The organism is Pseudomonas sp. KBW05, assembly GCF_003852405.1.
GTDB lineage: Bacteria > Pseudomonadota > Gammaproteobacteria > Pseudomonadales > Pseudomonadaceae > Aquipseudomonas.
Map to the genome: position 1 here is coordinate 21,564 of NZ_QAJM01000013.1, position 21,973 is coordinate 43,536.

Annotated in this window: 19 protein-coding genes; 13 read left to right on the plus strand and 6 right to left on the minus strand. The window is 63.2% G+C overall.

The window, feature by feature from the left end; all coding sequences use genetic code 11:
- Positions 1-9: 9 nt before the first annotated feature.
- Genes fliI through fliF form a run of 4 tightly spaced genes read right to left on the minus strand, consistent with a single transcriptional unit; the run spans position 10 to position 4,723 of the window.
- Positions 10-1,356, minus strand: coding sequence for a flagellar protein export ATPase FliI (gene fliI, locus DBR46_RS12135; RefSeq protein ID WP_124526389.1), 1,347 nt, complete (start codon positions 1,354-1,356; stop codon positions 10-12).
- Complete coding sequence (locus DBR46_RS12140; RefSeq protein ID WP_256659278.1) at positions 1,353-2,030, minus strand: flagellar assembly protein FliH; 678 nt, start codon at positions 2,028-2,030, stop codon at positions 1,353-1,355. The genes fliI and DBR46_RS12140 overlap by 4 nt, the downstream gene beginning before the upstream one ends.
- Positions 2,023-3,021: a flagellar motor switch protein FliG gene (fliG, locus tag DBR46_RS12145; RefSeq protein ID WP_017735852.1), complete on the minus strand. Its 999-nt coding sequence runs from the start codon at positions 3,019-3,021 to the stop codon at positions 2,023-2,025. Before fliG ends, DBR46_RS12140 begins: the two co-directional genes overlap by 8 nt.
- A complete protein-coding gene (fliF, locus tag DBR46_RS12150) occupies positions 3,014-4,723 on the minus strand; it encodes a flagellar basal-body MS-ring/collar protein FliF (RefSeq protein WP_124526390.1) in 1,710 nt (569 codons plus the stop codon). Before fliF ends, fliG begins: the two co-directional genes overlap by 8 nt.
- Before the next feature lie 182 nt (positions 4,724-4,905).
- Here fliF and fliE point away from each other — a divergent pair, with 182 nt between their 5' ends.
- From fliE to DBR46_RS12215, 13 genes are all read left to right on the plus strand, one after another.
- Positions 4,906-5,220 carry a flagellar hook-basal body complex protein FliE gene (gene fliE, locus DBR46_RS12155; RefSeq protein ID WP_017735854.1) on the plus strand — a complete coding sequence of 105 codons (315 nt, stop codon included), beginning with the start codon at positions 4,906-4,908 and terminating at the stop codon, positions 5,218-5,220.
- A gap of 79 nt (positions 5,221-5,299) precedes the next feature.
- Complete coding sequence (gene fliD / locus DBR46_RS12160; protein ID WP_124526391.1) at positions 5,300-6,709, plus strand: flagellar filament capping protein FliD; 1,410 nt, start codon at positions 5,300-5,302, stop codon at positions 6,707-6,709.
- Between the two features lie 22 nt (positions 6,710-6,731).
- Positions 6,732-7,133 (plus strand): flagellar export chaperone FliS, encoded by a 402-nt coding sequence (fliS, locus tag DBR46_RS12165; protein WP_124526392.1) that lies wholly within the window; start codon positions 6,732-6,734, stop codon positions 7,131-7,133.
- 2 nt (positions 7,134-7,135) lie between these two features.
- Positions 7,136-7,507, plus strand: a complete 372-nt coding sequence (fliT, locus tag DBR46_RS12170; protein WP_124526393.1) for a flagellar protein FliT — start codon at positions 7,136-7,138, stop codon at positions 7,505-7,507.
- 330 nt (positions 7,508-7,837) lie between these two features.
- Positions 7,838-8,173 carry a flagellar transcriptional regulator FlhD gene (gene flhD, locus DBR46_RS12175; protein ID WP_124526394.1) on the plus strand — a complete coding sequence of 112 codons (336 nt, stop codon included), beginning with the start codon at positions 7,838-7,840 and terminating at the stop codon, positions 8,171-8,173.
- Between the two features lie 3 nt (positions 8,174-8,176).
- Positions 8,177-8,743 carry a flagellar transcriptional regulator FlhC gene (gene flhC, locus DBR46_RS12180; RefSeq protein WP_017735859.1) on the plus strand — a complete coding sequence of 189 codons (567 nt, stop codon included), beginning with the start codon at positions 8,177-8,179 and terminating at the stop codon, positions 8,741-8,743.
- A 219-nt stretch (positions 8,744-8,962) separates the two neighbouring features.
- Positions 8,963-9,823, plus strand: a complete 861-nt coding sequence (gene motA / locus DBR46_RS12185) for a flagellar motor stator protein MotA (RefSeq protein ID WP_124526395.1) — start codon at positions 8,963-8,965, stop codon at positions 9,821-9,823.
- On the plus strand, positions 9,820-10,650 hold the full coding sequence (motB, locus tag DBR46_RS12190) for a flagellar motor protein MotB (protein ID WP_124526396.1): 831 nt from the start codon (positions 9,820-9,822) through the stop codon (positions 10,648-10,650). The genes motA and motB overlap by 4 nt, the downstream gene beginning before the upstream one ends.
- A gap of 192 nt (positions 10,651-10,842) precedes the next feature.
- Positions 10,843-12,012 (plus strand): flagellar biosynthesis protein FlhB, encoded by a 1,170-nt coding sequence (gene flhB, locus DBR46_RS12195; RefSeq protein WP_124526397.1) that lies wholly within the window; start codon positions 10,843-10,845, stop codon positions 12,010-12,012.
- Positions 12,009-14,105, plus strand: coding sequence for a flagellar biosynthesis protein FlhA (gene flhA, locus DBR46_RS12200; protein WP_124526398.1), 2,097 nt, complete (start codon positions 12,009-12,011; stop codon positions 14,103-14,105). Before flhB ends, flhA begins: the two co-directional genes overlap by 4 nt.
- Positions 14,102-15,814 (plus strand): flagellar biosynthesis protein FlhF, encoded by a 1,713-nt coding sequence (locus DBR46_RS12205; protein WP_124526399.1) that lies wholly within the window; start codon positions 14,102-14,104, stop codon positions 15,812-15,814. Before flhA ends, DBR46_RS12205 begins: the two co-directional genes overlap by 4 nt.
- Positions 15,807-16,208 carry a hypothetical protein gene (locus tag DBR46_RS12210; protein WP_124526400.1) on the plus strand — a complete coding sequence of 134 codons (402 nt, stop codon included), beginning with the start codon at positions 15,807-15,809 and terminating at the stop codon, positions 16,206-16,208. The genes DBR46_RS12205 and DBR46_RS12210 overlap by 8 nt, the downstream gene beginning before the upstream one ends.
- A 237-nt stretch (positions 16,209-16,445) precedes the next feature.
- A complete protein-coding gene (locus DBR46_RS12215) occupies positions 16,446-17,138 on the plus strand; it encodes an RNA polymerase sigma factor FliA (RefSeq protein ID WP_124526401.1) in 693 nt (230 codons plus the stop codon).
- Between the two features lie 142 nt (positions 17,139-17,280).
- Here DBR46_RS12215 and DBR46_RS12220 read toward each other — a convergent pair whose 3' ends face one another.
- Together DBR46_RS12220 and DBR46_RS12225 are read right to left on the minus strand one after the other, a co-directional pair.
- The gene (locus tag DBR46_RS12220) at positions 17,281-20,523 is read right to left on the minus strand and encodes a tetratricopeptide repeat protein (protein ID WP_124526402.1); all 3,243 of its coding nucleotides are present in this window, start codon (positions 20,521-20,523) and stop codon (positions 17,281-17,283) included.
- 164 nt (positions 20,524-20,687) lie between these two features.
- Positions 20,688-21,740: a flagellin gene (locus DBR46_RS12225; protein ID WP_017736843.1), complete on the minus strand. Its 1,053-nt coding sequence runs from the start codon at positions 21,738-21,740 to the stop codon at positions 20,688-20,690.
- Positions 21,741-21,973 lie beyond the last annotated feature (233 nt).

The window sequence follows — 21,973 nt, forward strand, 5'->3', positions numbered from 1 at the left end:
CTCGAAAAGTCAGTTGCCGGGGAACAACAGACTGAGGCCGTGCAGGGTCTCGTCGACGCTGGCACGGTCATCAATGCGTTGTTGCAGGAAGCGCTCGATATGCGGGTACAACCCAACCGCGCGGTCGAGTTGCACATCGTGGCCCTGGGCGTAGGCGCCGACGCTGATCAGGTCGCGGTTGCGCTGGTAACGCGAGAGCATCTGCTTGAGCTGGTTGGCCTTGCGCTGCTGGGCATCACTGGCGATGGCGGTCATGGCGCGGCTGATGGACGCTTCGATATCGATGGCCGGGTAGTGCCCGCTTTCGGCCAACTGGCGCGACAGCACGATATGCCCGTCGAGGATCGCCCGCGCCGAGTCGGCAATCGGGTCCTGCTGGTCGTCGCCTTCGCTGAGCACCGTATAAAACGCGGTGATCGAACCGCCACCCGGCGGGCCGTTGCCGGTTCGCTCCACCAGCTTGGGTAGCTTGGCGAACACCGACGGTGGATAACCTTTGGTCGCCGGCGGCTCGCCCACGGCCAGGGCGATTTCGCGCTGGGCCATGGCGTAGCGGGTCAGCGAATCCATGATCAGCAGTACGTCTTTGCCCTGCTCGCGAAAATCCTCGGCGACCCGCGTCGCATACAGCGCGCCTTGCAGGCGTTGCAGCGGCGATGTGTCAGCGGGAGCCGCCACGACCACCGAACGGCGCAACCCCTCGTCACCGAGGATATTGTCGATAAAGTCTTGTACCTCACGGCCCCGCTCGCCAATCAACCCGACCACGATCACATCGGCCTGGGTGTAGCGCGCCATCATGCCCAGCAGTACCGACTTGCCCACGCCAGAGCCAGCAAACAAGCCCAGGCGCTGGCCACGGCCGACGCACAGCAAGGCATTGATTGCGCGGATACCGACGTCGATCTGCCGATCAATCGGCGCCCGCTTGAGCGGGTTCAGCGGCTGGGTATGCAAGCCGGCGTGATGGGCGCCAAGCAACGGCCCGCGCCCGTCCAACGGCTGGCCGCCGCTGTCGAGCACACGCCCGAGCAAGGCCATGCCCAATGGAAAACTGCGATTGCCACCGCCTTCGTCCGCCGTAAAGACCCGTGCGCCGGGTTGCAGGCCGTGGATTTCCGCGAGCGGCATCAAGTACAGCGTGTCCCCGGCAAACCCCACCACTTCGGCCTCGGCGAACACGCCTTCCAGCTCGATGCGACACGCCCCACCCAACGGCAGGCGCAGGCCCACCGCTTCCAGGACCATGCCGGTGGCGCGGGTGATACGGCCGCTGCGCAGGTGCGGCGCGACCTGCAAGGCTTGGCCGTGCAGCGTATCGAGCACACCGCTCCAGCGCGCGAGATGCGGATTCATGGCAACTCATCCAACATGCGCTCGACGTTGCGAGTGAGCAGCGCGAGGCGCGACGGCCGCGACGCATCCAGCTCACCGCCCGCGCTGACCACCCGGCAGCCGCCCGCCTGCATCGCGGCGTCGGCGTGCAACACCCAGCCCGCCGCGTCGATCTGCTCGCCGAGGCTGTCCTGCACGCGCTGCACATCGTCGGGGTTGAGCCACAGCTTAGGCTTGCCGGTGAGTTCCACGTCGCTGTCAAGCAGGCGCTTCACCAGCACCAGCACCTGTTCCGGCTGCGCGTTCAAGGCTTCGCCGGCCAGTTGTTGCGCGGCGTCCAGGGCGATGCGCACCAGTTGCCGGGCGATCTGCGTATCCAAGGCTTTCAGCGCTTGATCAAAATTGCGGCATAGCTCCAGCAGCGGTTGCAGGGTCACGGCAATCTGCTGCTGCAACTCCACGGCAGCGGCTTTACGACCTTCGTCCAGACCCTGTGCATAACCTTGTTCCAGACCTTGGGCATGCCCGACCTGCTGGGCCTCGGCGATGGTTTTTTCGCGCAGCACCTGCATCTCCAGCTTGTGCTGGAAGGCTTGCTTGCGCAGGCGTTCGCGGTGGCTGCTGTGGGGGTCGTCGCTGGCCGCCGCCGGGCTGCCCAGCGGGTCCATCTGCCAGGGTTGCCAACGGTCAGACATAGGTGTCGTTGCCGCGTGCGGTCACGATGTCGCCGCTGTCGGACAAGCGCCGCACCACGGCGAGAATGGCCTTCTGTTCGGATTCGATCTGCGACATGCGGATCGGCCCGCGCGCTTCCATGTCCTCGCGGAACAACTGCCCGGCACGCTGGGACATGTTGTGCAGGAAACGTTCGAGCAGCGCCGGCGGCGAGCCCTTGAGGGCGATGGCCAGGGAGTTCTGATCGACCTGCTGCAACAGGGTCTGGATGCCACGGTCGTCCACGTCGATGAGGTTTTCGAACAGGAACATTTCGTCGAGGATCTTCTGCGCCAGGTCGTCGCTGTGTTCGCGCACAGTGCCGATGGCCAGTTCTTCGTGGGCCGAGCTCATCAGGTTGAGGATCTCCGCCGCCGTGCGCACGCCGCCCATTTTGCTGCGCTTGAGGCTTTGGCCATCGAGCATCACGCCGAGCACTTCGGTGAGTTCCTGCAACGCCACCGGCTGCACGCCGCTGAACGTGGCGATGCGCAGGATGATGTCGTTGCGCAGGCGGTCCGGCAGCAATTGCAGAATGTCCGAGGCCTGGTGACGCTCCAGGTGCACGAGGATAGTGGCGATGATCTGCGGGTGTTCGTCGCGAATCATCTCGGCGACCATCGAGGCTTCCATCAGGTTGAGCTTGTCGATGCCCGAACCGGTGTTGGTGCTTTCGAGGATGTCGTCGATCAGGCTGGCGGCGCGTTCGCTGCCCAGGGCCTTGGTCAGCACCGCGCGGATATGGTCGCTGGTCTGGATATTGATGGCGGCATACTGGTCGGTCTCGTCCATGAACTCTTCGAGCACCTGGCGCATTTCTTCATGGGACACCTGGCTCAGGCGCGCCATTTCCATGCTGATGGCCTCGACGTCTTCGCTGGGCAAAAACTTGAACACTTCTGCCGCGCTGTCCGCATCCAGGGACAATAAGAGGATGGCGCTGCGCCGCGAACCGCTGATCTTGCTAGTCATTTTTCTTCATCCATCCGCGCACGATCATGGCTACCAGTCGCGGGTCTTCGGCCGCGATCTGTTGCAGGCTCTGCATGTTCTGTTCGTACACCGCCGATTTGCGCGGCAAGGTATGCGGGGCGCTTTCCTGGCCGGCGACCACCAGGTTGGTGCCGGTGCTGGACGGCACCAAGGCCGTGCCCGGCTCGGCGTTGCTCGCCAAGAGCGCCTGGGTGTGCGCGGCGTTGCGTCGTTGCATCGGGCGCAACACGATCCACCACAGCGCCAACGCGGCAAAGGCGACGGCGAGGTAGCGCAGGCCGGTGCTCAGCAGGTTGTAGGCCTCGGGGGTTTTCCACCACGGCTGTTCGTCGACGCTGGTATCGGCCTCGACGAACGGGCTGTTGATAACTTGCAAGGCATCGCCACGGCTTTCGGTAAAGCCCATGGCCTGGCGCACCAGGTTGTTGATGCTGTCGAGTTCGTCCTTGCTCAGCGGCTCGCTGGTGGGCTTGCCGTCCTTGAGCACCGTGCGGTAGTTGACCACCACCGCCGTGGTCAGGCGCTGCAGGGTACCCAGGCTGGACTTGACGTGCTCGACGTTGCGGTCCACCTCGTAGTTGATCATGCGCTCGCTTTGGCTGGCGCTCTTCGCGGTTTTCGCCTCCGGCGTCGCAGCGCTGCCGCCCGCCGGGGTCGGCGCGTTGGCCTTGGTCGGCGGCGGGGTGTTGGGCGGTGAGTTGGTCAGCGCGCCGGGCACGCCACGGCCGGCATCGTCGCCGTCCTGCACATGCTCGGAGGTTTGCTTGCTGCGCACGGCGGCGGCGTTGCTGTCCTGGTTCGGCGCGTAACGTTCAGCGGTGCTTTCGCGGCTGGAAAAATCCACCTGGGCGACCACTTGGGCATGCACGTTCTGGCTGCCCAGCAGCGGGGTGAGGATGTCTTCGATGCGGCGCTGGTAGGAGCGCTCGATCTCATGCACATAGTCGAGTTGCGAGCCGTCGACGCCACTGTTGTCACCGTGGGTCTGGGACAGCAGGCGGCCGTTCTGATCGACCACGGTAACCGCGTCCACGCTCAGCTCCGGCACGCTGGAGGTGACCAGATGCACAATCGCGCTGGTCTGGCTCGGCCCGACTTCGCGGCCGGGTTGCAGGGTCAACACCACCGAGGCGCGCGCGGCTTCGCGGTCGCGCACAAATACCGATTGTTTGGCCATCACCAAATGCACCCGCGCCTTGGCCACCGGGCCGAGGGACTCGATGGTGCGCGCCAGCTCGCCCTCCAGGCCGCGCTGGTAATTGAGGTGTTCGGCGAACTGGCTGACGCCGAAGGCTTGCTTGTCGAGCAATTCAAAGCCGACGCTGCCGCCCTTGGGCAAGCCTTGTTCGGCCAATTGCAGGCGCAGCGCACTCATCTTGTCGCTGGGCACCAGGATGGTATTGCCGCCTTCGCTGAGGCGATAGGGCACGGCGCGTTTGTCCAGCTCGCTGATGATTTGCCCGCCGTCGGCTTCACTGAGGCCGGAAAACAGCACGCGGTATTCCGGCTGGCGCGCCCACAACAGCAAGGCGACCACCACCGCGATCACCGCCGCGGCGGCCATCAACAGCGGCACCAGCGGTTGGCGACGGAACAGCGTGGTCAACGCATCCAGGGGTTTGACAGGGACCGGGGTCGCCAGGTTTTTTTGCGCGCCTTTGGCCAGGACTGCGGTACTCACGAAGGTAGGGCCTGTGCGAAAGACATTGCAGCGTCCGGTAACAGTAGTAGGCGGCCATTCTGGCGAAAACGGCCAAAGCCAAAGGCCGGAAAAGCCACTGCTTTTGCGGTCAATTGGGCGAATGTGCCCGGGGCCAGGCTTGTTAACCTGCTGGCCTGATAGCAACTTGTGGAACCGCCACCATGAACCCGTCCGCCCTGACCAATGCCTTGCAACAACTGTCGCTGCTGGCCGAACAGGCCGAAGGCGCGAGCGCGCAACGCAGCGCGCCCGCCGGTGGTTTTGCCGGCGAGTTGCAGTCGTCGCTGCAGCGCATCAACCAGTTGCAGCAGACCGCCACCCGCCAGTCCAACGCGTTCCAGGCCGGCAGCGAATCGGTGTCGCTGAGTGATGTGATGGCCGATTCGCAGAAAGCCAGCGTCGCGTTCCAGATGGGCGTGCAGGTGCGCAACCGCCTGCTCACCGCCTACAAGGACGTGATGGCGATGCAGGTCTGAAAAAAATCGGCGCGCCCCTAAAGACGGGCCCGCGATTGGCCGATGTTGCGTTCAAACGCACCCCAGGACAGGCACACACATGGCAACCACGACCTCCACCACCTCGTCGACTGCAACCATTACCTCTCTCGGGGTCGGCTCCGGCCTTGACCTGGACAGCATTCTGACCAGCCTGGAAGAGTCCAAGGAAGCCAGCCTGCTGACGCCCATCACCAACCAGGAAACCTCGGTCAAAGCCGAGATTTCCGCCTACGGCACCCTGACCAGCGCCCTGACCAAACTGCAAACGGCCGCCGAAGCCCTGGCCGACTCCAGCCTATACACCTCGCTGACCACCAGCCTGTCCGGCAGCGGCGTGACCGCCGCCACCACCAGCGACGCCGTCGCCGGCACGTACAAGCTGGAAGTGACCCAGTTGGCCCAGGCCCAAAGCCTTACCACCGATGGCGTCGCGAGCAAGACCACCGCCCTGGGCACCGGCACCCTGACCCTGCAAGTGGGCACGGCCGACGCGGTGTCGATCACCCTGAGCAGCAGCAACAACACCCTGGAAGGTATTCGCACGGCGATAAACGCGTCCGGCGCCGGGGTGACCGCGTCCATCGTCAACGACGGCACCGGCACGCCGTACCGCCTGGTCTTGACCTCCGACAGCACCGGCACCGAGTCGGCCATGACCGTGACCTACAGCGGTGACGACAGCAGCGATACTGCCTCCAGCCTGTTCGGCTACGACGGCAGCACGGGCAACATGACCCAGACCGTCGAAGCCCTGGACGCCGAGCTGACCATCAACGGCATCGCGGTCACCAGCCAAAGCAACACCGTGGAGGATGCGCTGCAAGGGGTCACGCTGAACCTCACCGCCGTCGGCAGCTCGCAGACCCTGACGATTTCCCAGGACACCGATGCGATTTACGACGCCATCGAGTCGTTTGTCAGTGCCTATAACAGCTACGTGTCCACCGTCGACACCCTCACCTCCTACGACGCCGATGCCGACACGGCGGGCGAATTACTCGGCGACTCGACCACGCGGCGCATCAGCACCAAGCTGAGCAGCGACCTGTACAGCGCGGTGGGCAGCGGCACCTTCAGCTATTTGTCGCAGTTGGGCATTTCCCTGGAAGTCGACGGCACCTTGCTGATCGACGAAGACACCCTGACCAGCGCGATCACCGACAACATCGATGGCGTTTCCGAGTTCTTTGTCGGCACCGATGGCAAGTCCGGCTTCATCGGCCAGATGACCACCGACCTCGACACCTACCTGGACGAAGACGACGGCCTGATCGTCGCGCGCACCGACAGCCTGGCGACCAAGCTGGAGCAACTGGAAGACCGCTACGACGAAAAACAGGCGCTGATCGATTCCGAAATGGCGCGCTGGACCGAGCAGTTCACCCAACTCGACACCCTGATCGCGTCGCTCAGCTCGACTGCGGACTACCTCACCACCCAGTTCGACGCCCTGAACAGCGACAGCTGATGACCCACCCGGAGCACACGAGATGAACGCCTATCGAGACGCGAATGCCTACGCCAAGGTGGGCGTGGAAAGCGGCATTTTGGCGGCCTCACCCCACCAGCACATCGTGATGCTGTTCGACAGTTACCAGGCCACGCTGCGCATCGCGCGGCTGCACTTGCAGGCCGGCAATATCGCAGCCAAGGGCCAGGCCATCACCAAGGCGATCAACCTGGTCAGCCAAGGCTTGCGTGGCTCGCTGAACCTGGAACACGGCGGCGAGATTGCCGCACAGCTGGACCAACTTTACGACTACGTGGTTCGCCTGCTGCTGCGCGCGAACTTGAACAATGACGATGCCGCGCTGAACACGGCCGCCGAGTTGCTGGAGAATGTCGCCGCAGCCTGGCGGGCGATTGGCACGCAGACCGAGGAAGCGCAGTAGACATGATGCAATCACAACTGATCGCGGCCTACGAACAACTGCTCGAACAATCGCAGCGTTTGCTGGAGTGCGCCAAACACGCCGACTGGGACGGTATCTTCGCGTTAAAGTCCCAGGGCTTGATTGACGCCGCTTACTTGCGCCGCGCGCAAGACCAAGTTGACCTGGATGCCAGCGGCCAGCAATACAAACTTGAACTACTCAGCCAGATCCTCGCGCTCGAAGAGCAAGTTAACGGGTTCTTGCATGCGCGACAAAATGACCTCGGCGAGTTGATGCAAATCAATCGGCGCAAGAGCAATCTAAACAACACCTACGGTGCATCTTCCAATCAAGTGATACCAATAAGCCATTATTTGTATCGAAAGAAATAACAAACACCTACACGCTGCATCTACGGGCGACACATAAGTGTGAAAATATCTTTGAGGTAGGCTAAAACACTGAAAACAGACAAGAAATATCATTCCTCAGTCTGTTATCGTACGGCGTACTTAATACTTTAGAAAAAATTAAAAAAACCGGTATTCACGGCCAGCTAGCGGATGGTCGGGAGCATGAATAACCGAATAACGCTACACCCAGGCACTCGTTGTACACCCCAACACGCCTGACTTTAGTACTTGTCGATTTGCAGCACTGTCTGCCAGAGGTCATGCCATTAGGCGTGCCGAACTGTAGTACCCAACGGGAGGGGTAGAAAGTTGCCAAATACCAACACTGAGCTTGAAGACATCCAGGACCTGAACCTGTCCTATTTATTACTGGCACAAAATTTATTGCGCAAAGATCGCGAAATCGCGATTTTCCGCCTGAAACTCAGCGACCCCATGGCCGACCTGCTGACCAAACTCAGCAGCAAGCAAATGACCCAACTGGCGCGGGTCAACCAGTTGATCTGTCGCCCGGTGTTTGAAGAAACCGAGCGCTTGTCCAAGGTGCTGGGCAACGCCCGCGAACTGGGCATGGTCGAGATCCACTCTGCCCTGCTGATGGCTTCCGCTGAGCGCACCGGCGATTTGCGCATCGGGGAAGGCTGACCCATGTCAGACAAAAGCCTGGTCACCGAAATGCAGCAAGTGCAACTGGCCATCGAACTGATTGAGCTGGGCGCACGGCTGCAGGTGCTGGAAACGGAGACCACGCTCAGCCGAGGCCGCCTGATCCGACTCTACAAGGAAGTACGAGGCGCCTCTCCACCCAAGGGCATGCTGCCCTTCTCCACCGATTGGTTCGTGACGTGGCTGCCGAATATTCATTCGTCACTGTTCTACGGCATTTACCGCAGCCTCATGGAAATTGGCGGGCATCGCATCGACGCCTTCGTCAAAGCCTATCGCCTGTACCTTGAACAGGTCGGCGACCAGGAAGGCGAGCTGGTGCTGGGCCTGACCCGGGCCTGGACCCTGGTGCGGTTCTTTGAAAGCGACATGCTGGAGTTGATCCGCTGCTCGTGTTGCTCCGGCGAATTTGTGGCGCACTCCCATGCGCCGGCACAGCACTACGTGTGCGGCATCTGCCAGCCGCCGTCGCGGGCGGGCAAGACCTTGAAGCGCAGGGATATTGATGCGCAGTTGCTCGCCAACCTGCCGCCGATGCGCAAGGCCTGAGACCGAACCCGATCAAAAATGTGGGAGCGGGCTTGCTCGCGAATGCGGTCTATCAGTCACGGATGTGCTGTCTGATCCACCGCATTCGCGAGCAAGCCCGCTCCCACATTTGATCTGTGGTGCCTTCAGTTTTCCCGTCCGAAAAAACCTCTCAATTCACCCACCTCCGTTGCCGATATTCCGCAAGTCACCCATTGCATGAATTAAGGAAACGACCACGTGCTCATCGTATCCGGGCTTATCGCTGTACTGCTGTCGGTGTTCGGGGGCTTCGTCCTGTCCGGTGGCAGCCTCGGCCCGCTGTACCAGCCGATGGAGCTGTTGATGATCGGCGGTGCCGGCGTCGGGGCTTTTATTGCGGCCAACAATGGCAAGGCGATCCGCGCCACGTTCGGCGCCATCGCGCGCTTCAAACGCAGCACCCGCTACGACAAACGCTTGTACCTCGAACTGATGGCGATGATGTACGGCCTGCTCAGCAAGGCGCGCCGCGAGGGCATGCTGTCACTGGAGCGGGACATCGAAGACCCGGCGCAAAGCGCGGTGTTCGCGCCCTATCCGCGGCTGGTCAGCGACCCGTTGATCATCCTGTTCCTCACCGACTACCTGCGCCTGCTGGTGAGCAGCGCAATGCAGGCCCACGAACTCGACGAGTTGATGCTGCACGAGATCGAGGCGTTCGAACACGAGTCCAGCCTGCCCTCGGATGCGCTCTATAAAGTCAGCGACGCCCTGCCGGCGTTTGGCATCGTTGCGGCGGTGATGGGCGTGGTCAAGGCGTTGAGCTCGGTCAACGTCGGCCCGGACTTGATGGGCCAGATGATCGCCCACGCGCTGGTCGGCACCTTTCTCGGCATTTACCTGGCCTACGGCTTGGTCGCGCCCTTGGCCTGCCGCATCGAACGCCAGGCCGCCGAGTCGGTGAAGATGCTGCAATGCATCCGCGTCACCCTGCTGGCCAGCGTGCAAGGCATGCCGCCGCAACTGGCCGTGGAATTCGGCCGCAAGGCGCTGCACAGCAGCGAACGCCCCGGCGCCCTGGAACTGGAAACCTACGTGCGCGGCGGTGGCGGCGCATGAGTGAGCGCCCGATCATCATCCGCCGCAAAAAAGCCGCGAAACACGGCCACCACGGCGGCGCCTGGAAAATCGCCTTCGCCGACTTCATGACCGCGCTGATGGCACTGTTCCTGGTGCTGTGGGTGCTGTCCAACGCGAGCAAGAACGACAAGGAAGCCATCGCCGACTACTTCAGCACGCCGCTGCTGGTGGCGATCAGCAAAGGCGAGCGCAGCGCCAACAGCGCCAGCGCGATCCCCGGCGGCGGCCCCGACCCGCGCAGCGTCGAAGGTGAAAAACTGCGCCACACGCCGCGCTTGTCCGGCGAGGAACGCCGCCACCTGGAATCCCTCAAGCACCGCCTCGACGCCGCCGTCGACCGCGACCCGCAGCTGCGCGAGCTCAAGCAGCAGATCGCGATTGAACTGAGCCCCGAAGGCCTGCGCGTGCAACTGCTGGATACCGACAAACGCCCGATGTTCGAACTGGGCAGCGCCAACGTCGCACCGTACCTGCGCAAGCTGCTCAAGACCTTCGCCCCGGTGCTCAACGAGCTGCCCAACCGCATCCAGATCAGCGGCCATACCGACAGCCACCCTTACCCCGGCGGCGATGCCGGCTACAACAACTGGGACTTGTCCGCCGACCGTGCCAAGGCTTCGCGCCAGGAACTGGTGGCGGGCGGGTTGGATTCCGACAAGCTGCTGCGGGTGTCGGGCATGGCTGATCGCATTCCGTTCAAGGGTGCCGGGCCCTTCGACGCGGCCAACCGGCGGATTGAAATTATCGTGCTGGATCGTCGGGTTGCGGAGCGGATCTTGTCCCAGGATGAGTTCGGCACACCATAAAGCGCGATAGAAACCTGTGGCGAGGGAGCTTGCTCCCGCTGGGCTGCGTAGCGGCCCCAAAATGTTGGGAGCGCTTCGCACTCCAGCGGGAGCAAGCTCCCTCGCCACAACAAGCGCTCGCCACAGAATAGCGGGGGATTGTGCACGGTATTCGCCTAATCACCCGCCCCCGCGCCCGCACACAATGGCGCCATGGCCGAGACCAGCAAAGAAGACAAGACCGAAGCGGCGTCACCGCGCCGCATCGAAAAGGCCCGCGAAGAAGGGCAAGTCCCGCGTTCCCGCGAAATGAACACCTTTGTCATGCTGCTGGCCGGCATCGGCGGGCTGTGGCTGATGGGTGGGCATCTGTATGACAGCCTCGGCCAGGTGATGGAACAGGCGTTGCTGTTTGACCGTGCGCAGCTGTTCGACACCGCGCGCATGCTCACGGTGCTCTGGCAACTGAGCCAGAACACCCTGTTGGCGCTGGCGCCGTTTTTTGCCTTGATGACCTTTGCCGCGCTCGCTGCACCGGCCTTGCTCGGCGGCCTGGTGATTACCCTGGCGGCGGTGCGCCCGCAGTTCTCGCGGGTCAACCCGATCAGCGGGTTGGCGCGCTTGTTTTCGGTGCAGGTGCTGGTGGAGTTGGCCAAGGCCGTCGCCAAGGCCACGCTGATTGGCACCGTCGCGTATTTCTTCCTCAAAAGCCATCTCGACCAACTGCTCACCTTGCCCAACATGCCCGCCCCCAAAGCCCTGGCCACGGTGATGAGCCTGACCGCCAGCGCCTGCGCGATGTGCGTGGCGGCGCTGATTATCGTGGTGGGCATGGACGCGCCGTACCAGCTGTGGACCTACGCCAAGAACCTGCGCATGTCCAAGGAAGAGCAACGCCAGGAACACAAGAACGCCGACGGCGATCCGCATATCAAGGCCAAGATCCGCCAGGTGCAACAGGCCCGCGCGCGGCGGCGGATGATGAGCAAGGTGCCCAAGGCCGACGTGATCGTCACCAACCCCAGCCACTTCGCGGTGGCGCTGTCCTACCAGAAAGACAAGAACGGCGCGCCGCGCGTGGTGGCCAAGGGCGCGGACGACGTGGCCCTGCGCATCCGCGAGATCGCCGCCGAGCATCACCTGCCGATGCTGGAAGCGCCGCCCCTGGCGCGGGCCTTGTATTTCCACGTCGATCTGGACCGTGAAATTCCCATCGAGCTGTACACCGTGGTCGCCGAAGTCGTCGCCTGGGCGATCCGCCTCAAGCGCGTCAGCGAACACGGCGGCGACCTGCCGCCGACCCCGGCGAACCTGAGCGTACCGCCGGGCATGGACCAGCGCGGCCCGCGCAACCCGACACCTGAGGATGAACCGAACGCATGAAAGGCATCACCGAATTCTTCGGCCCCGACTCCTGGCTGGCCACCACCGACCTGAAAGTCATGACCGGCCCGGTGCTGATCGTGCTGATCCTGTCGATGATGATCCTGCCGCTGCCCACCTTCATCCTCGACCTGTTGTTCACCTTCAACATCGCCCTGGCGATCATGGTGCTGATGGTCAGCATGCTCACCGAGAAGCCGCTGGATTTCTCCGCGTTTCCCTCGGTGCTGCTGTTTACCACGCTGTTGCGGCTGTCGCTGAACGTGGCGTCGACGCGAGTGATCCTGATGGAAGGCCACACCGGCCCCGACGCGGCCGGCAAGGTGATCGAGGCGTTCGGCGAGTTCCTGGTGGGCGGCAACTTTGCCGTGGGCCTGGCGCTGTTTTTGATCCTGGTGACCATCAACTTCATGGTGATCACCAAGGGCGCCGGGCGTATCGCCGAAGTCGGTGCGCGCTTCACCCTGGACTCGATGCCCGGCAAGCAAATGGCGATCGACGCTGATCTCAACGCTGGTTTGATCGGCGAACCGCAAGCGCGCCAACGCCGTAAAGAGGTAGCCCAGGAAGCGGACTTCTTCGGCTCCATGGACGGCGCCAGCAAGTTCGTGCGCGGTGACGCGGTGGCCGGCCTGGTGATCATGGGTGTGTGCATCATCGGCGGCCTGGCCATTGGCATCCTGCAACACGGCATGGCGTTTGCCGATGCGGCGCACACCTACACCATGCTGACCATCGGCGATGGCCTGGTGGCGCAGATCCCCGGCCTGGTGATTTCGATTGCCGCTGGCGTGACCGTGTCCCGAGTGAACACCGAACAGGATGTCGGCCAGCAGATGATGGGCCAGCTGTTCAGCCGCCCGAAAGTGCTGATGATGACCGCCGGGGTGATGGGCTTGCTCGGCCTGGTGCCGGGCATGCCGAACCTGGTGTTCCTGATGTTGACCGGGCTGCTGGGTGGCTTGGGCTGGTGGTTTTCCAAACAGGAAGCGCTGGCGCCGGAAGGCTCGCCCACGCAGACACTGTTGCCCAAATCCGCCTCCCAAGGCAGCGAAGCCTCGTGGGACGACGTGCAGTTGGTCGACACCCTGAGCCTGCGCGTCGGCCACCGCCTGATCCAACTGGTGGACGCCCGCCAGCAAGGCGAACTGATCACGCGCATCAAGAGCCTGCGCAAGAAATTCGCCCAGGACGTGGGCTTTCTACCGCCCGTGGTGCATGTGCGCGACAAACTGGAACTGGCCGCCAACACCTACATCATCAGCCTCAAGGGCGTGGAAATCGGCCGTGGCGAAGTGTTCCCCGGCAAGTGGCTGGCGATCAACCCAGGCAAGGTCACCCATACCCTGGAGGGCACGGCGGCGGTGGACCCGGCGTTTGGCCTGCCGGCGATCTGGATCGACGCCAACCTGCGCGAGCACGGGCAGATCTACGGCTACACCGTGGTCGATGCGAGCACCGTGACCGCCACCCACCTCAACCATCTGCTGCACCAGCACGCCAAGGACATGCTCGGTCGTGGCGAAGTGCAAAAGCTGTTGGACAAGCTCGGCCCCGACAGCAAGGGCCTGATCGACGAAGTGGTGCCCAAGCTGGTGACGCTGACGGTGCTGCAACGGGTGCTGCAAAACCTGCTGGAAGAGAACGTGTCGATCCGCGACATGCGCACCATCCTCGACGCCCTCGCCGAGCACGGCGGCGTGCTGCAACCACCAGATGTGCAGGAACTGACCGCCGTGGTGCGCATTGCCCTCGGCCGCTCCATCGTCAACCAACTGTTTGGCAACCAGGCCGAACTGAAAGTCATCGGCCTGGATTTCAACCTGGAGCAGGTGCTGATGCAGGCCGTGGGCAACGGCGGCGCACTGGAACCGAGCCTGGCCGACAACCTGATGCAACAGACCAGCCTGACCCTCAAGCGCCAGGAAAACAGCAGCGAACCCGCGGTGCTGGTGGTGCCCAACAGGCTACGCCCGGTGCTGTCGCGCTTCCTGCGCCGGCGCTTGCGCCAACTGACGGTGATCGCCCTCAGCGAAATCCCCGACGACCGCACCCTGCGCATGACCCACGTGATTGGAGGCAAACCTAAGTGAGCGCGCAACGTTTTATCGGCGCCAACAGCCGCGAGGCGATGAACCAGGTGCGCGCGGCCTTGGGGGAAGACGCGCTGATCTTGTCCAGCCGCATGACCGACGCCGGCGTGGAGATCATGGCGCAGGGCGAAGAAACCGCGAGCGCACCACCGTTGCTTGAATGGCTGCTGGAAGCCGGCTTCAGCGCCGGTTTCAGCGAAGACTTGCTCGGCCGCACCCCCGCGCACTTGCCCGATGCCACGCCGGCACGACTCAAGGCCTGGCTGATGCAACGCCTCGACAGTCAATTGAACCTGTTGGGCGATGAAGCCGAGCTGTTCAAGGCGCCCACGGTGATTGCCCTGGTCGGGCCCACCGGTGTGGGCAAGACCACCACCACGGCGAAGTTGGCGGCGCGTTATGTGATGCGCCATGGTCCGGGCCATGTGGCGCTGGTGACCACCGACAGTTTTCGGGTCGGCGCCCATGAGCAGCTGAATATCTATGCGCAATTGCTGGGCGTCGAACTGCACACGCTGGAGCCGCAGGCTGCACTCGATCCGTTGCTGGGCAGATTGGCCGGCAAGCGCCTGGTGATCATCGACACCGTGGGCATGAGCCAGCGCGATCAACGCTTGCTCGCGCATATCCAGCAACTGCGCGGGGTGCGCCTGATGCTGGTGCTCAATGCCGCCAGCCACGGCGACACCCTGGATGAAGTGGTGCACACCTACCGTGCTGCCGCGCAGGCGGCCGGGTGTCGGCTGGACGATTGCATCATCAGCAAGTGCGATGAGGCAGCGCGGCTGGGGCCGGTGCTGGAGACCGTGATGCGCCACCGCTTGCGCCTGAATTATTTATCGACGGGCCAACAGGTGCCGGAAGATTTGCAACTGCCCGGCGCGTCGGACTTCTTGCAGCAGGCGCTGGATATTTCCCGGCCGTCGCGGTTTGCGGCGCCTCCCGCCAGCGCCACCCGCCCGCACCTCGATGCCCTGGCACGCAGCCTGTTGGGCCAGCGCAAGGTGCTGCTGGCCTTGCGCGACAGTCTGATCACGCACGTCGAGGGCTTTGCCTTGCTGGCGCAGCTATGGCCGTTGATGGCGCAGCCGCAGGCGTGTTGGGAGGGTTTTCTCGGTGAGCCCGCAGCGCCGTCGAGCGCGGCGTGGATCACCCCTGGCAAGGCGAGCCAACGGGCGGTGTTTGAAGCGCAGCGACATCCCCTGGGCACCCTTGCCAAACGCGGCGAATGCTTCGGCATCCGCGTATTGCGCTACCGCAACCGCAATGCCCGGGTGACCTTGAGCCATCTGCCGGTGGCCTTTAAAGGCACCGCTGTACGCGCCTGGTTCGCCACCTTGCAAGACAGTCACAGCGGCCAGCATCTGAGCCAGCGTTACTGGTTGGTAGAGGAACAACACGCGCTGAATGAACAGGCCGCCGAACTGCTGCACCAACTGAAACAGGACGAGCTGGCCGACCTGACCGCACGCGGTTCCACGCGGCTGCTCGACCTGCACCCGCACCTGCACGCCGAACCCCGCCACTACCTGGCCGCCGGCTTCGCCGCCAGTGCCCTGCGGCTGGCCCAGGCCCCGGATGACTGGGCGTTCCAGGCGCGTGCGCAACTGCTCGGCTTATTGCCGAAAAAGCCCCGTGGGCAGACGCGGGAAATCCTTGACGGTTTGCTGCACTTGGCCGCTGTGATGGACAACTTCGAGCATGCATGACCAGGCCGCCGGGTTGCGCCAGTGGGCCCAGCTCAATCAGCGCACGTTGCTGCTGTTCGGCGCGGCGCCCGAAGCGCAGTTGGCGCAGCAGGCGTTAGAGCGCTGGCATCGGCAAGGCCAGCGCTGGGTCGGCGACCCGGCGCGCTGGCGGGTGCGGGCTGTGGATAAGTATCACCAAGACTTGGCGCAGTCGCGTTGGGGGATTTGGGTGGGTAACGACTTAGGGGCGTTTGAGCGGGCGTTCAATACCTTGAGTCTGTTGCATGACTATGGCGGGCCGGGGCAGGTGTTGGCGTTGCACTCAGGTTTGCCCCAGGAAGGTTTGCTCAGCAATCTGCGCGAAGCCGCGCAGCGGTACCTGGGCATGCGCCTCCTCCTGATCAATGAAACCTAACTGTGGAAACTGGCTTGTGTGGGAGCTGGCTTGCCTGCGATAGCGGTGGGTCAGCAACACATTTATCCACTGACAGACCGCCATCGCAGGCAAGCCAGCTCCCACACAAGCCAGCTCCCACATTGGAATTGCGTTAAGCAGGGAATATGTGGCCTGCCGCCTACCTGTTCTGCGCTTAGCCCCCCCGCCCCAGCAGTAATAATCCCGTGGATTTTCTGTCTTTCGCAGGCGCACACGATGTATACGGCACAGGGCAAGATAAACCAGCAGGAAGTGCTCCAGCAGTACCTGCCCATGGTCCGGCGCCAGGCGCTCGGGCTGAAGACCCGGTTGCCGTCTAATATTGAACTGGACGACTTGATCCAGGCCGGCAGCATCGGCTTGCTCGATGCCATGACGCGCTATGACTTGAACGTCGGCGCGACCTTCGCCACCTTCGCCTCCCAGCGCATTCGCGGGGCGATGATCGACGAGTTGCGCACCCGCGACTGGGTGCCGCGCAGCGTACGCCGCAATGCGCGGGCGGTGGAAGAGGCGATGCACCGCGTCGAACAGAACCTCGGCCGCCCGGCCAAGGAACGCGAAGTGGCCTCGGCCATGGGCCTGACGCTGGCCGAATACCAGAAGGTACTCGACGACACCAACGGCAGCCAGATGCTGCCCTTCGACGATATCGACGAAGAACACAGCGAAGGCTCCAGCTCGCGCCTGCAAACGCCGTTCGCCGAACTGCTCAACGAGCGCAACCGCGCCGACCTGACCCGCGCCATCGACGCCCTGCCCGCGCGGGAGCGGCTGCTGCTTGCGCTGTGTCATCACGAGAAGCTCAACTTGCGCGAGATTGGGGTGGTACTGGAGGTGAGTGAGTCGCGGGTGTGTCAGTTGCATGCCCAGGCCATCGCCCGGTTGCATGTCAGCATGAAGGGCTAGGCCCTCCACACTTTTAAGATCACCAGAGATCAAAATGTGGGAGCTGGCTTGCCTGCGATGGCGGTGTATCAGCCAACAACTATTTAGCTGACCCACCGTCATCGCAGGCAAGCCAGCTCCCACATTTGGATTGCATTTCAAATCAGGCTTCGGCGTAGGCCACTTCGTTGAAGCTCGCCACCAACCAGGTCAGCTCTTCACGCGGCAGATGGGTCAGCGGTTGCAGATCAAACCGCGCCATGCGCCCGACAAATTCGCGGGGCTTCACCAAGCGTTCAACCACATGGTAATGCGGCCGATCCAGGTAATCGTCGAACAGCACGATCATCGGTTTGGTAGCCCGCAAGTACGCCGTCACAAAACAAGCAATGCGAAAGCGCCCGTCAATGAGGATCACATCCGGCTGCTCAAAGAACGGCTCATCCCAGACCTTCAACGGGTAGGTGTGAAACTTCTTCCAGTGCCGGGCGTTTTTCGGGCGGGCCCATTTGCCGGTTTCGCCCACGTTCACCGGGTAGATCAGTGGCCGTGAGGGCAGCGTGGCGTTGGCGATCCAGGTTTGCATGTCTGCGGCCCAATGGGCGTCGTTTTCCACCGAGATCACGGTTTTGTCCGGCAGGTTTGCCGCCAACAGAGTCGAGCCGCCGCTGCCGTATTCGAGGATCACCGAGGCCTGGGTGTAGAGGGTTTTGACGTACGCGGCGACGTCTGCCGGGAAGGTGACCTGGGGTTCCTCCATGGGCTCGCGGGGCAATTCCGGCAGCTGCGGGTTCTGGCAGTGCTTGAGGTACTGGGCAGCCAGGTCGTCGTCGATGGCCTTGAGCAGCTCACCCGCCACATCGTGGGCGGCATACACCGTGTGCAACAGGAACGCCAGTTTCAGGCGCTGGTTATCCGACAGCGCGGCCATGCGCGTGGCATCCGGCAGAAACAGCGCGTCGGCGCACACCAGGTGGGAGGTCTGCGGTTGATGCTGCAAGTTGTTCAAGCGGTAAAAACTGAAACCGCGCCGGGCCAGGCAGCGGCTGATCAAGCCCACATCGGCCTGCTGGTCATGGGTCGGCGCGAAGTTGACCCGGGCCTGCACCAGCAACGTCTCGGCGAGGCTGCGCTGGCCGTGTTCGATCACGGCGAGGCTGTCGTTGAGGTTGTCGAGCAAGAGCCAATCCACCGCGGGCAGGCCGTTGATCGCATCCAGCTTAAGGGTCGGCAATGCCAGTTTGGCCAGCACGTTTGCCGTCGCCAGCGGTGCCAGCGTGGCGCTCATGCCTGGATCGAGACAGGCATACAGCGTGGCCGGCTGGCCACTGCCCAGCGCGGCGTGGGGGTAGTAGTGCAACTCACCGAGTTGGGCCAGTTGCCGCGCATTGCTGATGCGGCTGGCGGGGTCGAAGGCGACGGTGGAAAACGCCGCCATTTTTTGCAGGGCCACGAACTGCGCCGAGGCGATCAACGTACCGCCGTGGTCGAGGGTCACGACTTTGCCCTGGAAGGTGAAGCGGAAACCTTCGTCCTCTGGCGGCGCGGCCGGGTGGTGCAGTTCGACGGCAGCGTCGTCGCCGTCGAAACGGGCCTGCCCTTGCGCGTCCAAGGTCAACGCGGCGCGCGGTTTGTTCTCGCAATAGCGCTGCCAGATGGCGCGCATGGCTGTATCGAAGTGGTTGGCAAAACGCTGGCTGTCGCACACCGGCGAGCCCATCAGCACTTCGCGCAGGTGGCTGCGGATACGCTGGAGGCTGTCGAGGTCGCTGGCCAGTTCGATCACGCGCCGCTGATAGTGCTCCCAACTGTGCACCACCAATTCCGGCAACCCGGCGTTAATCAGGTGCGTGGCCGAGTGACGCCCGGCGAACGTCGGGCCGGGGAACGTCACCACCGGCACGCCCATCAGCAAGGCCTCGCAGGTGGTGAGGCCACCGGAATACGGCCAGGGGTCGAGGGCGATGTCGATGCGGTTGTAGGTGTCGAGCAGGGTTTTGTGGCCCACCGGGCCTTCGATCAGCACACGCTCTTCGGCAATGCCCTGGGCCGCCATGAAGCCGTGTACATGGCCGCGCAATTCGCGGTTGCCGAACGCGCCACCCTTGAGCAGCAGGCGTGAATCCGGCGTGGCGCGCATCACCTCGGCCCAGCGCGCCAGCAACTGATCGTTGATCTTGGTCGGGTTGTTGAAGCAGCCGTAGGTGATGTAACCGTTGGCCAGCGCGGGCAACGGCCGGATATCTGGCGTGTACGGCGGCGGGTCGTAGCAGATGTAGTCGTCGGGCAGGCGAATGAGTTTTTCGGTGTAGTAGGCATCTTCGCCAACGGGGGATTCGATGCGGTCGGTAAGCAGGTAGTCGATGGCGTCCAAGCCCGTGGTGTTGATCAAGCCGCCGACCCACTTCACCAGCAACGGCGCCGGCTGCAAGGCCATGGCACCCATGCGGTTGCCGGCGTTGTGGCCGCACAGGTCGATCAGGATATCGATGTGATCCTCACGGATACGCTGAGCCAGGGCCTGGTCGTCCATGTGCTTGATCGCCAGCCACTGCTGCACCCTGGCCTGGATGCGCCGGGTCAGGTGGTCGCAGACCTGGCTGGTGCTGTAGGCGAACAGTTCGAAGCGGTGACGCGGCAGCTTTTCCAGCACGCCGACAATCATATTGCCCACCGGGTGCTGGCGCAGGCCATCGGACACCAGGCCGATGCGCAGGCGGCGGTTGGCGGTTTTGTCGGTCTGGGGGCGCGGCGGCACGACTTTGGGGCCGAAGCGCGATTGCCATTCCTTGCACACGGCGAAGATGTAGTCGCGGCTGCGCTCGGGGTCGTAGTGCAATGACGTCAGGCGGTTGGAATACGGCAGCACGTCCTTGCGCTTGGCCAGGGCCACGGCCTTTTGGTAGTAGGTGTCGGCCTTGCCCAATTGGCCGATGTCCTTGTACAGGTTGGCGGCGTTGTTCCAATGGCTGTAGTCGCCGGGCTCGCGTTCGATCAGCTTTTCGAACACCGCGATGGCTTCACCGTGGCGCTCCAGGCGGTTGAGGATCAAGCCTTGGCGCGACAGCATGCGGCAATCCTGCGGCGCCAGTTCCAGTGCCTGTTGCACATGCGCCAGCGCCAGGGCGAACTGGCCTTTCTCGAAATACAGCGTGGCCAGCCGGTGATGGCCGATGGCGAAATCCGGTTCTATCGCCAGCGCCTTGAGCACCAGCTCCAGGGCGCGATCGGCCTGGCCGAGCTTTTGTGCGGTCTTGGCCACCAGTTCCAGGGCCTGGGGCTCGTTCGGCAGCAGGCGCAAGGCCTGCTCGAAACTGGCCAGGGCTTGCTCGGGTGCGCTGTGCAGTTGTTGGTTGCCGAGGTCTTTCCACCCTTGTGGGGTCTTGGGGCGCTGGGGGTTGGGCATGAACGGGCATTCGCCTTGTGGATAAATAGTCTGGGGCAAATGCTAGCGCGACAAGACTGTTGGCAAAGCCCGGATAAGCCTGCCCTGGCGGGGTGATTAGCGGGGATTGCGCGCACAAAAAAAGGGGCTCAGCGTGCGCTGGCCCCTTCTGTACCGGCGGGTACTTATTGCAGCAGCGACAGCATCTGTTGCGGCATCGAGTTGGCCTGGGCCAATACCGACGTACCGGCTTGTTGCAGGATCTGCGCGCTGGTCATGGCCGACACTTCGGTGGCGTAGTCCACGTCCTGGATCCCCGAACGCGCGGAGGTCAGGTTGGTGGTGGTGGTGGAAATGTTGGTGATCGCCGAGTCGAAGCGGTTTTGCACCGCACCCAGGTCCGAACGCATGGAGTCCACGGTGTTCAGGGCGTTGTCGAGGGTGGTCAGGGTGTTGGTGGACTTCTTGCTCACCGCGTTGTCGGTGTCGATGCTGATGCTCGCCGAGGTGGTGGTGCCGTCGGTGGTCAGGGTCACTTCGGCCGCGTAGGTCTTGCCGCCGACGGTCAGGAAGTAGTCGCCATCGGCGTCGGTGGACAGGGTGCCGCCGGTCACGGTGGTGCCGGACTTGTCGACGTAGCTGGTGTTGGTCGAGGTGATCGCGGTGCCTGCGGAGTCCGACAGGGTGCTAGCAGTCAGGGTGGTGTCGTAGCCGTTCACGTTGAAGCTGCTCAGGCCGAGGGTGTCGGCGTTGATTTCGCTGAGCTTGATGTCGATGGTTTCGCCATCGTTGGCGCCGACCTGGATGGTGATGGTCTGGTCTTTGGACAGCACGTCCACGCCGTTGAATGCGGTTTGCGAGGAGATACGGTCGATCTCGTCGAGACGCTGGGTGATCTCGTCCTGGATCGATTGCAGGTCGGACTGGGAGTTGGTGCCGTTGGCCGCTTGTACCGACAGCTCACGGATGCGCTGCAAGTTGTCGTTCACCTGGTCCAGCGCGCCTTCGGTGGTCTGCGCCAGGGAGATGCCGTCGCTGGCGTTGCTGCTGGCCTGGGACAGACCGGTGATCTGCGAGGTCATGCGGTTGGCAATCGCCTGGCCTGCGGCGTCGTCGGAAGCGCTGTTGATTTTCAGGCCCGACGACAGGCGCTCGATCGAGGTGCTCAGGCTGCTCTCCGAGGAGTTCAGGTTTTGCTGGGCGATCATGGACGTGATGTTGGTATTGATGACTGACATGGTGCAGTTCCTTTCGTGGGTGAGCCGCTTGGGACAGAGTTCGGGCCCGGCGCCGAGGACATTCCACGCCGTTGCCGTACAGACAAAGCGAACATCGGCGAACCGATTAGCCGTCTTTAGGCAGCCGTTGAAAAAATTTGCGCAGCCCCCCGATTTCGCCAGGGAAAGTGCCTGTATTAGCCGATTTGAATCCGCACCCCGCGCGTTATAAAGCCCGCCTTGGCCCACAACTG

What these genes read in the sequence shown, in the direction of transcription:
- DBR46_RS12215 (WP_124526401.1), top strand. Translation starts at nt 16,446, where the DNA reads ATGTATACGGCACAGGGCAAGATAAACCAGCAGGAAGTGCTCCAGCAG.
- fliE (WP_017735854.1), top strand. Translation starts at nt 4,906, where the DNA reads ATGAACCCGTCCGCCCTGACCAATGCCTTGCAACAACTGTCGCTGCTG.
- DBR46_RS12220 (WP_124526402.1), bottom strand. Translation starts at nt 20,523, where the DNA reads ATGCCCAACCCCCAGCGCCCCAAGACCCCACAAGGGTGGAAAGACCTC.
- fliI (WP_124526389.1), bottom strand. Translation starts at nt 1,356, where the DNA reads ATGAATCCGCATCTCGCGCGCTGGAGCGGTGTGCTCGATACGCTGCAC.
- DBR46_RS12225 (WP_017736843.1), bottom strand. Translation starts at nt 21,740, where the DNA reads ATGTCAGTCATCAATACCAACATCACGTCCATGATCGCCCAGCAAAAC.
- fliS (WP_124526392.1), top strand. Translation starts at nt 6,732, where the DNA reads ATGAACGCCTATCGAGACGCGAATGCCTACGCCAAGGTGGGCGTGGAA.
- flhB (WP_124526397.1), top strand. Translation starts at nt 10,843, where the DNA reads ATGGCCGAGACCAGCAAAGAAGACAAGACCGAAGCGGCGTCACCGCGC.
- flhC (WP_017735859.1), top strand. Translation starts at nt 8,177, where the DNA reads ATGTCAGACAAAAGCCTGGTCACCGAAATGCAGCAAGTGCAACTGGCC.
- DBR46_RS12140 (WP_256659278.1), bottom strand. Translation starts at nt 2,030, where the DNA reads ATGTCTGACCGTTGGCAACCCTGGCAGATGGACCCGCTGGGCAGCCCG.
- fliT (WP_124526393.1), top strand. Translation starts at nt 7,136, where the DNA reads ATGATGCAATCACAACTGATCGCGGCCTACGAACAACTGCTCGAACAA.
- flhA (WP_124526398.1), top strand. Translation starts at nt 12,009, where the DNA reads ATGAAAGGCATCACCGAATTCTTCGGCCCCGACTCCTGGCTGGCCACC.
- DBR46_RS12210 (WP_124526400.1), top strand. Translation starts at nt 15,807, where the DNA reads ATGCATGACCAGGCCGCCGGGTTGCGCCAGTGGGCCCAGCTCAATCAG.
- fliG (WP_017735852.1), bottom strand. Translation starts at nt 3,021, where the DNA reads ATGACTAGCAAGATCAGCGGTTCGCGGCGCAGCGCCATCCTCTTATTG.
- fliD (WP_124526391.1), top strand. Translation starts at nt 5,300, where the DNA reads ATGGCAACCACGACCTCCACCACCTCGTCGACTGCAACCATTACCTCT.
- motB (WP_124526396.1), top strand. Translation starts at nt 9,820, where the DNA reads ATGAGTGAGCGCCCGATCATCATCCGCCGCAAAAAAGCCGCGAAACAC.